Source organism: Streptomyces sp. NPDC050549, from assembly GCF_040655035.1.
Taxonomy (GTDB): domain Bacteria; phylum Actinomycetota; class Actinomycetes; order Streptomycetales; family Streptomycetaceae; genus Streptomyces.
This window is the reverse complement of sequence record NZ_JBFAJD010000021.1, coordinates 106,726-120,701: the sequence shown is the minus strand read 5'-3', so window position 1 is coordinate 120,701 and position 13,976 is coordinate 106,726. Positions and strand designations below refer to the sequence as shown.

Below are 13,976 nucleotides of genomic sequence, written 5' to 3'. Positions count from 1 at the left end.
TGCCGCGTCGCGGCCGCGGGGGAACCGGCTCAGGCGTCGGCCTTCACCAGCCGGTAGGCGGCCCCGCCCAGCGCGAGCGCCGTCCAGCCGGCGAAGACCAGGAGTCCGGCGCCGGGCGAGAGGGTCGTCGCGTCGTGGGTCAGCGAGAACATCGCCTCGCCCGCGTTGCTCGGCAGATAGGGGCTGATGTTGTCCTGCCAGGAGCTGGGGAGCAGCGAGATCAGTCCGGGCACCAGCATCAGCGAGGCGACCAGCACCGAGATGCCGCCGGCGACCGAGCGCAGCAGTGCGCCCAGCGCGGTGCCGATCACGCCGACCAGGCCGAGGTAGAGACCGGCGCCGAGCAGGCTGCGGACGACTCCGGAGTGCGAGAAGGAGAGAGCGGCGGGGGTGCCGGAGACGATGCCGCTGACGATCGGGAACGCGACGAACACCCCGACGAGCGAGGCGCCGAGCGCGACCACGCCGAACACGAGGGCCTTGGACCACAGCACCGGCAGGCGGCGCGGTACGGCGGCCAGCGTGGAGCGGATCATGCCGGTCGAGTACTCGCCCGCGGTGACCAGGACGCCCAGCACGCCGAGGGCGAGCTGCGCGAAGTTCGTGCCGAAGAGGGAGATGTCGAGCGCGGTGGAGTTGGCGTCGTCGGGCCGCAGATGCCCGCCGTCGTAGGAGGACTTGTAGTGCGCGGCGGCGATCAGGCCGAACGCGATCAGGAACAGCAGGCCCAGACCCAGGGTGATCCAGGTGGAGCGCAGGGACCACAGCTTGGCCCACTCGGAGCGCAGCACGCGGCGCCCGGTGACCCTGTACGGCGGACGGGCCGGCTTCACCGGTGCGGGTGCGGTGCTGTCGGTCGCGGTGATGGTGCTCACGCGGCCCTCCCTGCGGTCTCGACGGTGGTGGTGCCGTGGTACTCGACGGCGTCCCGGGTCAGGTCCATGAACGCCTGTTCCAGGGAGACCGTCCGCGCGCTGAGCTCGAACAGCGGGATGCGGTGCTCGGCGGCCCTGATGCCGATGGCGCGCGCGGTCAGCCCGGTGACGTGCAGTTCCTCTGAGCCGACCTCGCCGGTGATCTCCACGCCGGGACCGGCGAGGACCTCGCGCAGCCGGGCGGGCTGCTCGGAGGCCACGGTCACGGTGTCGCCGCCGGCCGTGCGGACCAGGTCCCGCACGGTGGTGTCGGCCAGCAGCCGCCCCCGTCCGACGATGATCAGATGGTCGGCGACCAGCGCCATCTCGCTCATCAGGTGCGAGGAGACGAAGACGGTACGGCCGTCCGCGGCGAGCCCGGTCAGCAGGTTGCGGATCCACAGCACGCCCTCGGGGTCGAGGCCGTTGACCGGTTCGTCGAGCATCACGGTCGCCGGGTCGCCGAGCAGCGCGGCGGCGATGCCGAGCCGCTGCCCCATGCCGAGGGAGAAGGCCCCGGCCCGCTTCTTGGCCACCGACTGCAGCCCGGTCAGTTCGATGACCTCGTCGACGCGGCGGCGCGGGATGCCGTGCGTGTAGGCCTGCGCCATCAGGTGGTCGAACGCGGAGCGGCCCGGGTGGATCGACTTGGCCTCCAGGAGCGCGCCGACCTCCTGGAGGGGCGCGGTGTGCTCGGCGTAGGGCCTGCCGTTGACCGTGACAGTGCCGGCGGTGGGCGCGTCCAGGCCGACGATCATGCGCATCGTGGTGGACTTCCCGGCACCGTTCGGTCCCAGGAAGCCGGTGACCGTGCCCGGCTTGACGACGAAGTCCAGCCGGTCGACCGCCGTCTTCTCCCCGTACCGCTTCGTCAGCTGCTGCGCCTCGATCATCGCCATCCCTCACGCTCACGTGCCACTGCCCCGTCTGGACACCGGCAACGCTAGGAGGGCGGAGGCCCAGAACCCGTCGTACCGAGGGGCCGTTGCGGGGGCGGGCGTAGTACCGCGGTACGACTGTGTGGCGCGCGTTGTGTACGTTCCCATGCGGCTCACATCGAGTACACCTCTGCCAACTGCGGGAAATACCACCGACACACATATTTACAGCGCCTGTTACCTCTCCTACTGTGAACGTTCTCAGACCCCAACCCGCATGCGCATGTCAGTCGACCCAAGGAGGTCGGGTACCCCGTGAAAATCCCGGGCCGCATAGTGAAGGCCGCCTTGCTGCTGGCCGCAGTCGCCCTGCCGGCGGCGATGCTCACCCCCACGGACGCCGCCGCCGCGAACTCGCTCACGATGCTCGGCGCCGACGTCTCGTCCGCACAGCGCGCGATCGACCTCGGCGCCAAGTACTACGACTCCAGCGGAACCGCCAAGGACCCGCTCGACATCCTCAAGGGCGCCGGCGTCAACTACGTACGTCTGCGGATCTGGAACAACCCCGCCAGCGGCTACAACAACAAGGCGAAGGTGCTGGCCTACGCGAAGCAGGTCAAGGCCAAGGGCCTCAAGCTGCTGATCGACTTCCACTACTCCGACACCTGGGCCGACCCGGGCAAGCAGTACAAGCCCGCGGCCTGGTCGAGCCATGGCATCGGCGCGCTGCAGACCGACGTCTACAACTACACCTACGACGTCTGCAACAGCCTCAAGTCCCAGGGCACCACCCCGGACAGCGTGCAGATCGGCAACGAGATCAACGTCGGCATGCTGTGGGACGACGGCAAGGTCGTCAACAACAACTTCACCAACCTGGGCCTGCTGCTGAAGTCGGGCTACAACGCGACCAAGGCGTGCAACAGTTCCACTCAGGTGATCATCCACACCGCCGACGCGGACAGCGACTCCAACGCCCGCTGGTTCTACGACGGCATCAAGGCGCAGGGCGTCAACTGGGACATCACCGGGCTGTCGTACTACTGCATGTGGCACGGCACGCTGGCCAACATGGGCAGCGTCGTCTCGGACATGAAGTCCCGCTACGGCAAGGACGTCATCATCGCGGAGACGGCCTATCCGTTCACCTCGTCGGACGCGGACAGCACGGCGAACTCGGTCACCTCGGGCTGCTCGGGCTATCCGCTCACCTGGGCGGGGCAGGGCGCGGAGTTCACCGCCGTGCAGAACACGGCGCGCAGCGCGGGTGCGATCGGCGTCTTCTACTGGGAGCCGACCTGGTACGCGGTCGCGGGCAACGGCTGGGACCCGGCCAACATCGCGACCAGCGGCGACGGTTGGGACAACATGGCGATCTTCAACTGGACCGGGCAGGTCAATCCGAACGTGAAGTGGACGCCGTAGCGGGGTAGTCGGACGGCCCACGGACGGCATCGCCCGCTTCCCCGGGCGGTGCCGTTCTCCGTCCTCAGGGCCGATGATCCGTCAGGGCACGGTATACGGCCGCCGACCTGGGGTTGGCGCGGCAGCGCCACACTCCGTGCGGGCAGTAGTCGCTGATGGTCTGGTAGAGCGGGTGCTGCGCCGCCATCCAGGTGAGCATGCCGCGCACGTAGGCGGGGTTGTCGCCGTTGTCGAACAGGCCCCACTCGGGGTAGGCGACGGGCTTGTGGTGGGTGCGGGCGAAGTCGGCCTGTGCCAACAGTCCGTACGGTTCGGTCAGTTGGCCGGTGAAGGGCAGGCCTCGGGGGGCGTCGTAGGCGTCCATGCCGATCACGTCGACGTAGGCGTCGCCGGGGTAGCAGTCGGTCCAGGGGATCGCGTCGCGGCCGCGGTTCGGGGTGAAGTCGAAGCGGAGGCGCTGGCCTGGGACGGATCGCATCGCGGTGACGATGCGCGTCCAGTACCGCTTCCAGGACGCGGGGTCGGGCGCGCAGCGGTGGGTGTAGGTGGTGCCGTTCATCTCCCAGCCGAGGACGATCTCGGTGTCGGGGGCGCCGAGTTGGACCAGTCGCCGGGCGAGCGTGCGGAAGTGGTCGTCGTAGCGGCCGTCCGCCCCGTCACCCAGCTCGGCGCGGACCACGTCGTCGGGGAGGTGGGCCTCGTTGCGGTCCAGCATCGGGACGTTGAGGACCAGCAGGCGGTCCTGGCGGGCCCGGCGCCACTCGGCCCACTGGTCCAGGTCGCCGGTGGCACCCTCGATGCCGGTCCAGGTGTCGCCGGGCAGATACGCGTGGCCGACCCGGGGTTCGGGCCGGCCGAGCCAGGCGCCGAACTCCGCGACCCGGCGGACGGCGTCTGGGCCGTAGCCGACGTAGGCGCCGTAGGCCGTCAGCGGGCCGGACGCGTGTGCGGGGGCCGTCGGCGCGGTCCGGGGCGGGGGCTCGCCACCGGGTACGCAGGCCGGTCCGGCCAGCAGGACGAGTGCGAGGGCGGCGGTGAACAGGGCCGGCAGGCTGCGGCGCGTCCCGTGCGGGGCCACTGGACGCCTCTCCTTCTTCCCGGGGGCGGGGGCGGCGGACGGCTCCGACGCCCGAGCAAGGTACCAGCGCGGGGCAGAGGATGATGTAGCACGCCATTCACGACATGACCGGAGTGCCCCCGGAGCGGGCCGGCGCGAGACGACTCCACGCCCACGCGAAAGGACTGCGCGCCGGGGCGAAAGACCATGCCGCCGTGCGCTTGGCAGAGTCGGGTCCAAGCATGCGGAACCGGTGCGGAACGTGGTGGCGAGCGGTCACCGGCACCGGTGTCCCGACCGGCGACAGGCGACAAAGGATGAGCACGACCTCGAACCCCCAGGTGCAGACAGTCCGCGGGCCCATGGCGGTGGGCGGCCTCGGCACCGTCCTGATGCACGAGCACGTCTTCGTCGTCAGTGAGGAACTCCGGCAGAGTCTCCCGGAGACCTGGGACGAGCAGGAGCGCGTCGACGACGCAGTGACCCGGCTGAAGGCCCTCGCCGCGGCCGGCGTCTCCACTCTCGTCGACTGCACGGTGATCGGACTCGGCCGCGATGTGACGCGCGTGGCCCGGGTCAACGCGCAGGTCGACCTCAACATCGTTGCGGCGACCGGCATTTACACGCCGGCCGACATCCCCGACTTCTTCCGCTACCACGGCCCGGGCACGGTGCTCGGCGGCCCCGAGGGCATGACCGAGCTGTTCGTCCGGGAACTCACCGAGGGTATCGCGGACACCGGCATCAGGGCCGCGTTCCTCAAGTGCGCCATCGAGAACGAGCTCACGCCGGGCGTGGAGCGGGTGATGCGCGCGGTGGCGCAGGCCCATCTGCGGACCGGCGCCCCGATCACTGTGCACACAAGTGCCGTCGCCCGTACGGGACTTGTCGCGCAGCGGGTGCTGCGCGAGGAGGGCGTGGACCTCGGTGCGGTCGTCGTCGGGCACAGCGGCGACACCGCCGACCTGGACTATCTGCGCGAACTCGTCGACAACGGCTCGTACGTGGGAATGGACCGGTTCGGCCTCGACATCCTGCTGCCCGAGGACCAGCGGGTGGCGACCGTCGCCGCGCTCGCGCGGGAGGGCCTCGCCGAGCGGACGGTGCTGTCGCACGACGCGTCCTGCCACGTCGACTGGTTCCCGCCGGGCGTACGGGAGCAGATCGCGCCGAACTGGCACCACACCCATCTCCACGACCAGGTGCTCCCGGCCCTGCGCGCCGCAGGCGTCACCGAGGCCCAGCTCACGACCATGCCGGCCGACAACCCGCGCCGGTACTTCACGCCGGCCGACTCCTAATACTCCAGTTGCACTTCTCCATATGCCCTGGTCGCGGGGCCCTTTCGGAGTCTAGTTGGCTGACGCTGCATCAGGTTGGTGGTGGTTCGTGACTCACTCGATCGGGGCGCGTTGAACCGGTTGTGGATATCGAGAGCGATACCGAAGTCGGTTCATGGGATGCCGAGTTGGAGTCGTTGCTGCTGCGGGTGGGCGAGCGGTTCGGCCGCGTCGAGCCGCGGCGGCGGATGCGGGACTACGTGCGTGGCCTGCTGGGCCCAGTGGGCAGGAAGAACAGCTGGCAGATAGCCGAGCACGCAGGCCATGACACCCCGTATGGGCTGCAACGACTGCTGTCGTGGTGCCAGTGGGACCCGGACGAGATCCGCGACGATCTGCGGGACTACGTGGCCGACCAGCTCGGGCAGCCGGACGGTGTCCTGATCGTGGACGACACCGGCTTCCTCAAGAAGGGCACCGTCTCCGCTGGGGTGCAAAGGCAGTATTCGGGCACCGCGGGCCGTACGGAGAACTGCCAGATCGGAGTGTTCGCCGCCTATGCCTCCGCCAAGGGCCGGGCCCTGGTGGACCGCGAGCTCTACCTGCCCAAGTCCTGGACGGAGGATCCCGACCGGTGCCGTAACGCCCGGATTCCGGAGAGCAAGTCCTTCGCGACCAAGCCGGAACTCGCCCGTGCCATGGTCCGGCGGGCACTGGACTCCGCATTGCCGATCGCCTGGGTGACCGCCGATGCGGCCTACGGGCAGGAGTGGCACTTCCGGCGGATGCTGGAGGAGGCCGGAGTGGGCTACGTCCTGGCGGTGCCCAAGTCGCAGCAGGTCAAGTCGCCGGCTGGAAGCTGGCGCATCGACCATGTCCTGACCGGTGCCCCGGCCGACGCGTGGGAGCGGATCTCCTGCGGTGACGGTGTGAAGGGGCCGCGGGTCTACGACTGGGCTGCGGCGAAGCTGCCCGCCGTGGAGAGTTCGGATCCCGCCCACTGCCGCTGGGTGCTGGCGCGCCGCAGCCTGGCGCGTCCCGAGGAGATCGCGTACTACCTGGCCTTCGCGCCGGCGGACGCCGCCGTCTCCGAGCTGGTTCGGGTGGCCGGCGCCCGGTGGGCGATCGAGGAGTGCTTCCAGGCAGCGAAGAACGAGTGCGGCCTGGACCAGTACGAAGTCCGCCGCTACGTCGGCTGGTACCGGCACATCACCCTGGCCATGCTCGCGCACGCCTTCCTGGCGGCGATGACAGCCCAGGCCCTCGAAAAAGGGGCCGCAGAAACGGTTCGAGCGGCCTCGTTCCCCTCACCGTGGCAGAAGTCCGACGGCTCCTGGACCTTGCCCATCCCCCCTCGGCCCGGCACCTGTCGCCCGCGCGGCGGCTCTACTGGTCCCGCTGGCGCAGACGCCACCAGGCCATCGCCCGCCGCTGCCACTACCGGCGCCGCACGCGCCCCGATCGAGTGAGTCACGAACCACCACCAACCTGATGCAGCGTCAGCCAACTAGACTCCGAAAGAGCCCCGCGACCAGGGCATATGGAGAAGTGCAACTGGAGTACTAGTTCCGGGCGGCGGCCTCGACGAACGTCGTCACCGCCTTGGCGAAGGCCTCCGGTTCCTCCAGGTGCCCGAAGTGCCCGCTGTTCTCCAGGACCACCAGCTCCGAACCCGGGATCAGCGCGTGCAGTTCCTCGGCCCAGCGCACCCCGCAGATGACGTCGTGGCGGCCGACGAGGACGAGGGTCGGCACGGTGAGCGAGCCGAGCGCGGCACGGTCGTCGACGGCGTCCGGGGTGAGGTCCTCGTCGAGACCGGAGATGTAGGTGCCGGTCACCGCGGCCCGCGCGGGACCGAACTCCGCCTCCCGGCCCCAGAAGTCGGCGAAGTACGCGGGGAAGATCCCCCGGGCGACGGCGCTCGTCTGCGTGTCGTCGGAGATGGCGGGGATGCTCTGGAACGCCTCCACGACCTCGGGGAGCCCGGGGTTGTCGGCGTGCCGGGCGGCGAACTCCTGCACCATGCGCATCGCTTCGGCGCCGTGCTCGGGACCGGTCACCGGCGCGCTCTCGTAGAGGATCACGCCGGCGAGGCGGTCGGGGTGGTGCAGCGCGTGGTACTGGGCGACGAACCCGCCGTGGGAGTGTCCGAGCAGGTGCACCTCGGGGACGCCGAGGTGGTCGACGAGCGCCGTGAGGAAGCGGCTGTAGCGGGCCCGGGTGTAGCCGTGCGGGTGGGTGGGCAGCCGGCCGGAGGCGCCGGTGCCGACGGGCTCCGGGTCGACGACCGTGAGGTGCTCCTCCAGCGCGGGCATGCGCAGGTACCCCCAGAAGATACCGGGGCCGCCGGAGTGCGCGACGCACACGGGACCGGTCCCGTGGACGTGGTAGCGCTGCGTGACTCCGTCGATCTCGACGGTGTGCGTTCCGGTGGCGAGCGGGTCGTTCGACGTGGTCATGGGATCTCCCTGGTCCGCGGATGGTGACGACACCGACAGGACGCGAGGGGCGGGGCGAAGTTCGAAACGGATCGAGTGATGCCCGTCACACCAGCAGGGAGTGCGGGACCGGTACCGGCCGGGGGTGGACGAGCCTCAGCCGGTGCACCCGTCCGGCGCCGTCCAGGCTCATCAGCCAGGCCACGGCGGGCGGGCAGTGCTCGGGGTCGTCGTCGGGGTTGCTGATGTCCATCTCCCAGACGACGAGGGACCGGCCGGCCACGGCGTGCGCGAGGTGCTGGCGTACGCCGGCCTCCAGGTCGCACTCCATTCCGCGCACCAACAGGCTTCTGCCGCCCACCGGTTCACCGCCGCGGACCAGCGCGGCCTCGGGCGACCAGCGTTCGGTGACCAGCTTGCCGAAGTGTCCGCGCTCGGCGGCCTCCAGGGTCTCCCGTGCTTCGGCGCGGCTGGCGCGGGTGCGGCGGCCCGCGTCGCCGTGCGGGGCGTCCGCCGTGGCCGCGAGGGCCAGCGCGAGCCTGGCCCGGCCCTGGCTGAGCCGGCTGCGGACGGTGCCGACGGGGACCCCGCAGGCCTCGGCTATCCGCTCGTACGACGTGACGCCGACGCTGAAGTGCCGCAGCACCAGCGGCAGTCGAAGCGCGGGCGACAGCTGCTCGACGGCCTCCCAGATCCAGTCCCGCATCGTGTGGTGCTCCAGCCAGCGTTCCGGGCCGGACTCCGTGGCGGGCACGTGGTGGTCGTCGAGCGGCCGGTGGTCGGCGGCGCGGCGCAGCAGCGAGCGGGCGGTGTTGCGCACGATCATCCGCAGCCACGGCCCCACGGCCTCCGGGTCGCGCACGTCCCCCACCCGCCGCAGCGCGGTCAGCGCCGCGTCCTGCATCACGTCGTCGACGTCGGGCCCCGGCCCGAGCACACTCACCGCGACCGCCCGCATCCCGCCCCGGTGCCGCTCCAGCAGCAGCCCCAGGGAGGCGACGTCACCGGCCTGCGCGGCCAGGGTGAGCGCCGCGTCCTCGACGCGCGTGATCTCGCCCGTGCTCCGGCTGCTCATGCTGTTCCTCTTCCGGCGTGCCCGTCGTCCCTACGAACGTAATGGGCGCGCCTCGTGACGTCACATCGCGGGGTGGTCCGGCCGGACCGGTCCAAGTTCAGGCCTCCGTCAGGTCCCGGACGGGCGCCGGGGCGGACGCGGCCACGACGTGGGCGCTGTGCCGCCTGAAGGAGACGAACTTTGGTGCCGGCCTGGAGCAGGTTCGCGCAGGCCGGCGCGGTCCACAGGCCCCGCAGGCCGGTGGCGTCGGCGATCGGGACGGCCAGTGCCGCCAGCACGCCGAACCACACCGCCGTGGACACCAGGCTCGGCACGGTGCGCCGCAGCCCGACGAGTCCGAAGCCCGCGACGGCCTGCAGGGCGTCGCCGACGACCACCGCCAGGACCAGCGGCAGCAGGTGTACGACCTGGTCGGCGAGGTCCGGGCTCCTGGTGAACCGGTCGATCACCGGGCCGCGCAGCACCACCAGGGTGGCGCCGAGGACGAGGACCGCGCTCAGGGCGACCGCGAACCCCGCGTCCACCGCGCGCCGTGTGCGGGCGAGGTCGCGCTCCTCGGCGTAGCCGGCGATCAGCGGCACCGTGGCCTGGCCGACCGCGACCGCGGCGGTGAAGACCACGTTCACCAGGGACTCGGCGACGCCGTGCACGGCGGCGCTGCCGGTGCCGATACGGGCGGCGGCGAAGGTCAGCACGCCCAGCACCGAGAACTTCACCAGCACGGTGGCGCCGAGCGGCAGACCGACCCGGGCCAGCCGCAGCACCTGGCGCGGATCGGGCCGCCCGGGCCGGATCGGGCGGCCGGCGAGCACCGTACGGCGGCGCAGCGCGTACTGGTTGAGACCGGCCGCGACCAGGCTGGAGGCGAGCATGGCCAGCCCTGCCCCCGTCAGTCCGAAGCTGGGCAGCGGTCCCGGTCCGCCGACCAGCAGTACCGACAGCGTCACGGACACGGCGGTGCCCACGAGCCCGGACCGCATCACCTGCGCCGACCGCCCGAGCGCGACGAGGACGGAGGAGGCCGAGGAGTTCACGGCGATCAGCAGCACGCTGCCCGCCGACATCCAGGGAAACGGGCCCAGTTGGCCGAGGATGCCGTCCGGGACGCCGAACGCCCCGCCGAGCAGCGGCACCGCCGCGACCGCCGCCGCGCAGACCCCGCCCACGGCGAACGCCAGCCACATCCCGGCGCGCACCAGCGGCAGCAGTCCCTCCGGATCGTCCCGGTGCGGCGCGACGAACGGCATCACCCCGCGCAGCGCGCCCGCCACGGTGGCGGTGGCCGGGCCGAACACCGCGATCGTCACGGCGAACGCGGCCAGCGACACGGTGGCGTGCCGGCCCAGCAGAGCGGTGTCGACGAGCGAGCCGGCCGAGGAGGCGAGCATGGTCACATACAGCGGTGCGGCGGCCCGGGCGATGGTCAGGAAGGCACCGCGCTCGCCGACGGCCGCACAGCTGCCCTGCCCCGCGGTCCGGTTGCCCACTACCGCCACACCCGCTCCGCCACCCGCCGGAAGTTGCCGCCCAGGATCGCGGCGACGGCGTCCTCGGGATATCCCCGGCCGCGCAGCGCGTACTCGACGGTCAACAGGCTTTCCGGCGGCATGAATTCGATCGCGCCCCAGCGGGTGTAGCACTCGGGGTACAGCTCCGGGCTCTGTTCGAGCATCGTGTTGAAGTCCCCTTCGTCGAACGGGTAGTCGGTGGACACCCCGACGTGTTCCGGCCCGACGAGGTCGACGGCGTGGTCGATGTGCCGTACGAGGGCGTCCACGGAGGCGTCGTTGGCGCCGAGGAAGATGCCGACGCCGGTGATGCCGACGACCCCGCCCGTGGCCGCGCACTCCCTGGCCTGCTCGTCGGTGATGTTGCGGGGGTGCTCCCGCACGGCGCGCATGCCGGAATGGCTGTAGACGACGGGGAGTCGGGACACCTCGCACAGGTCGAGGCCGGTACGGGCACCGCAGTGCGAGCCGTCCACGACCATGCCGACGGCGTTCAACTCCCGTACCAGCGACCGCCCGTAGCCGGTGAGTCCCTCGTCGACCGCGTCGAGGCAGCCGCCGCCGGCCGCGTTGCGGGTGTTGTAGGTCGGCACCATGGTGCGCACTCCGAGGTCGTAGAAGTGCCGTACGCGGTCCAAGTCCCCTTCCAGCGGCCCGGAATCCTCCAGGTCGAAGGCGACCGCCACGCTCCCCGCGCGCACGGCGTCGTCGATGTCGTCGACGGTCGCGACCAGGCGCAGCCGGTCGTCCGCGGCGATCCGCTCCCGCCAGCTCGTCAACAGGCCGGTGACGTCGTCGGCACTGTGCGGCGCGTAGCCGACGTTCACGGAGACGAAGCTGCCGCCGGGTCTGCGGTAGCGGGCCAACTCGCCGACATCGGCGCGCCGTTCGAGCGGCAGGCAGCAGTGCTGCTCCCAGAGCAGGGGCGGGCGGCGGGGCGGTGGGGTTTCGTTCGGCACCGTACCGATCATGCCCGTGCCCGGGCTACGGCGTCGAGGGCGGCCCCGTCGTGCCGCGCACCTGGAGGGACGGCGGCGACAGGACGGTCGAGCCCGGGCGGGCCGGGTTCGCCATCCGGTCCAGGAGGTGCTCGGCGGCGCGGCGGCCGATGTCGTGGCTGGCGTTGTCGACGGTGGTGAGCCACAGGTGTCGCAGCCGCGCGAGATAGGTGTTGTCGTAGCCGACGAGGGAGAGGTCGCGCGGCACCCGCAGGCCCGACTCCTCGGCGGCCGAGAGGGCGCCGACGCAGGCGATGTCGTTGAAGGCGAAGACCGCGGTCGGCGGCTCGGGGGCGTTGAGCAGCCGGACCATGGCGCGGTAGCCGCCCTCCTCGGTGAGATCGCCCTGCTCGACCGTGGCGAGGTCGGTCAGGCCGTGTTCGCGCACGACCGTCTCGAAGGCGGTGCGGCGCAGTCCGCCGACGACGCCCTGTCCGGCGATGTGGGCGATGCGGCGGTGGCCGAGGTCGACGAGGTGCTCGGTGGCCAGGCGCGCGCCGTGCGCGTCGTCGCCCGCGACCACGTCGACGTGCGGCAGCACGGGCTCGCGGGCGCCGGCGACCACGGTGGGGATGTGGCCGGCGGCGGCGCGCAGCTCGTCCGTGGCGGTCAGGGTGCCGACCGCCACCAGTCCGTCGACGCGCAGCTCGGTGAAGGTGCGGGTGAGGTCGTCGCCGAGGCGCCGGTTGAGGCGGCCGTCGGCGAGGAGCATGTGCAGGCCGCGTTCGTGCAGGCGGGAGCCGAGGCCGTCGAGAAGCTCCACGAACCAGGGGTTGCGCAGGTCGTTGAGGAGGACACCGACCGAGCGGGTGCGGCGCTCGCTGAGACTGCGGGCGGCGGCGTTGGGCCGGTAGCCGAGTTCCTCGACGGCGGCCAGCACGGCCTGCCGTTTCTCGGGCCGGACCTGCTCGGAGCCGCGCAGCACCAGGGAGACCAGCGACTTCGACACACCGGCGTGTTCGGCGACATCACGGATGGTCGGTGCTCTCATGGTTGGACCGTTCCATGCGCTCCGGCCGGCTGTCAAAGGCATCTAAAGGTATTGACATAAGGACGTACGCGTTTCAGGGTGGCGGGAACAGCTTCTGGACCGGTCCAAAGAAGGGCAGTCATGGTGACCTCGCTCGGTGTAGCCGTCGTGGGCTTCGGATGGATGGGGCGGGTGCACACCCAGGCGTACGCCCGTGTCCCGCACCACTTTCCGCAGCTGACCGTGCGGCCACAGCTCGTGTCGGTCGCCGAGGACGTGCCCGGGCGGGCCGAGCAGGCCGCCGAGCAGTTCGGCTTCGCCTCCACCACCCGCGACTGGCGCGAGGTGGTCGCCGACCCGCGCGTGCAGGCGGTGAGCATCACCGCGCCGAACTTCCTGCACCGCGAGATCGGCGTCGCGATGGCCGAGGCCGGCAAGCACATCTGGATCGAGAAGCCGGTGGGCCTGTCGACCGCGGACGCCTCCGCCGTGTCCGACGCCGTCACCAAGGCCGGCGTCCAGGGCGCGGTCGGCTTCAACTACCGCAACGCGCCCGCCGTGGAGGCCGCCCGCGACCTGATCGCCTCCGGCGAACTGGGCACGGTCACCCACATCCGGGTCCGCCTCTTCAGCGACTACGCCGCCCACCCGGACGGCGCCCTGACCTGGCGCTACGAGCTGGAGCGCGGCGGCCACGGAGTCCTCGGCGACCTGGCCTCGCACGGCGCCGACCTCGCCCGCTTCCTCCTCGGCGACATCACCGCCCTCGCCGCCGACACCGCGATCTTCCTCCCGCAGCGGGCCCGCCCCACCGGCGCGACCGCGGGCCACGCGCTGGCCACGGGCGGCGAGTTGGGCCCGGTGGAGAACGAGGACTACGTCAACTGCCTGCTGCGCTTCGCCTCCGGCGCCCGGGGTGTCCTGGAGGCCTGCCGGGTCTCGGTCGGCGAGCAGAACAACTACGGCTTCGAGGTGCACGGCACGAAGGGCGCGGTGTTCTGGGACTTCCGCCGGATGAACGAACTGGCGGTCAGCCGCGGCACCACGTACCAGGACCAGCCCGTCACCACCGTGTATGTCGGCCCGGGCGACGGCGAGTTCGGCGCCTTCCAGCCGGGCGCGGCCAACGCGATGGGCTACGACGACCTCAAGGTGATCGAGGCGTACCGCTTCCTCCGTTCCGTCGCCGAGGGCAAGCCCTACGGCGCCACACTGCCGGACGCGGTACGCAGCGCGGCGGTACTGGACGCCATGGTGCGCTCCGTCGAGAGCGGCGGCTGGGCGAGCCCGGCACAGAGCGGCACCCGCTTGAGCCCGGCGTGAGGGGCGCACACTCCGGCCGGCCCGCACGCCCCTGCACTGAGCCACCGGCGCGATCTCGCGTCCACCCGCCGGACTCGACTACCGTTCACGCTCAGGAGTCACTCGCC

General features: G+C 71.5%; 11 protein-coding genes and 1 pseudogene. 4 read left to right on the top strand and 8 right to left on the bottom strand.

Features of this window, described 5'->3' with window-relative positions; genetic code table 11:
- Window positions 1-29 precede the first annotated feature (29 nt).
- Both AB0I51_RS28285 and AB0I51_RS28280 read right to left on the bottom strand, forming a co-directional pair.
- Entirely contained in the window at window positions 30-875 is an 846-nt protein-coding gene (locus AB0I51_RS28285; protein ID WP_362979800.1) for an ABC transporter permease, read from the bottom strand.
- Window positions 872-1,807: an ATP-binding cassette domain-containing protein gene (locus AB0I51_RS28280; RefSeq protein WP_362979877.1), complete on the bottom strand. Its 936-nt coding sequence runs from the start codon at window positions 1,805-1,807 to the stop codon at window positions 872-874. Before AB0I51_RS28280 ends, AB0I51_RS28285 begins: the two co-directional genes overlap by 4 nt.
- A gap of 300 nt (window positions 1,808-2,107) precedes the next feature.
- Between AB0I51_RS28280 and AB0I51_RS28275 the strand changes: the two genes are divergently transcribed.
- The gene (locus AB0I51_RS28275) at window positions 2,108-3,220 is read left to right on the top strand and encodes a glycosyl hydrolase 53 family protein (protein ID WP_362979798.1); all 1,113 of its coding nucleotides are present in this window, start codon (window positions 2,108-2,110) and stop codon (window positions 3,218-3,220) included.
- A gap of 64 nt (window positions 3,221-3,284) precedes the next feature.
- On the opposite strand, the gene AB0I51_RS28270 is transcribed toward AB0I51_RS28275, so the two are convergent.
- Window positions 3,285-4,298, bottom strand: coding sequence for a glycosyl hydrolase (locus AB0I51_RS28270; protein ID WP_362979796.1), 1,014 nt, complete (start codon window positions 4,296-4,298; stop codon window positions 3,285-3,287).
- 296 nt (window positions 4,299-4,594) lie between these two features.
- Between AB0I51_RS28270 and AB0I51_RS28265 the strand changes: the two genes are divergently transcribed.
- Together AB0I51_RS28265 and AB0I51_RS28260 are read left to right on the top strand one after the other, a co-directional pair.
- Window positions 4,595-5,578 (top strand): phosphotriesterase-related protein, encoded by a 984-nt coding sequence (locus AB0I51_RS28265; protein ID WP_362979794.1) that lies wholly within the window; start codon window positions 4,595-4,597, stop codon window positions 5,576-5,578.
- Window positions 5,579-5,745: 167 nt separating this feature from the next.
- Window positions 5,746-6,825: pseudogene (locus tag AB0I51_RS28260) on the top strand (IS701 family transposase); the annotation flags it as partial.
- Between the two features lie 294 nt (window positions 6,826-7,119).
- On the opposite strand, the gene AB0I51_RS28255 reads toward AB0I51_RS28260, so the two are convergent.
- From AB0I51_RS28255 to AB0I51_RS28235, 5 genes are all read right to left on the bottom strand, one after another.
- Entirely contained in the window at window positions 7,120-8,016 is an 897-nt protein-coding gene (locus tag AB0I51_RS28255) for an alpha/beta hydrolase (protein ID WP_362979792.1), read from the bottom strand.
- Between the two features lie 85 nt (window positions 8,017-8,101).
- On the bottom strand, window positions 8,102-9,070 hold the full coding sequence (locus AB0I51_RS28250; protein WP_362979790.1) for a sigma-70 family RNA polymerase sigma factor: 969 nt from the start codon (window positions 9,068-9,070) through the stop codon (window positions 8,102-8,104).
- Complete coding sequence (locus AB0I51_RS28245; RefSeq protein ID WP_362979788.1) at window positions 9,067-10,566, bottom strand: MATE family efflux transporter; 1,500 nt, start codon at window positions 10,564-10,566, stop codon at window positions 9,067-9,069. The genes AB0I51_RS28250 and AB0I51_RS28245 overlap by 4 nt, the downstream gene beginning before the upstream one ends.
- Window positions 10,557-11,537, bottom strand: coding sequence for a membrane dipeptidase (locus AB0I51_RS28240; RefSeq protein WP_362979786.1), 981 nt, complete (start codon window positions 11,535-11,537; stop codon window positions 10,557-10,559). The genes AB0I51_RS28245 and AB0I51_RS28240 overlap by 10 nt, the downstream gene beginning before the upstream one ends.
- Before the next feature lie 25 nt (window positions 11,538-11,562).
- Window positions 11,563-12,567 (bottom strand): LacI family DNA-binding transcriptional regulator, encoded by a 1,005-nt coding sequence (locus AB0I51_RS28235; RefSeq protein ID WP_362979784.1) that lies wholly within the window; start codon window positions 12,565-12,567, stop codon window positions 11,563-11,565.
- 120 nt (window positions 12,568-12,687) lie between these two features.
- Here AB0I51_RS28235 and AB0I51_RS28230 point away from each other — a divergent pair, with 120 nt between their 5' ends.
- Window positions 12,688-13,869, top strand: coding sequence for a Gfo/Idh/MocA family oxidoreductase (locus AB0I51_RS28230; RefSeq protein WP_362979782.1), 1,182 nt, complete (start codon window positions 12,688-12,690; stop codon window positions 13,867-13,869).
- Window positions 13,870-13,976: the final 107 nt, after the last annotated feature.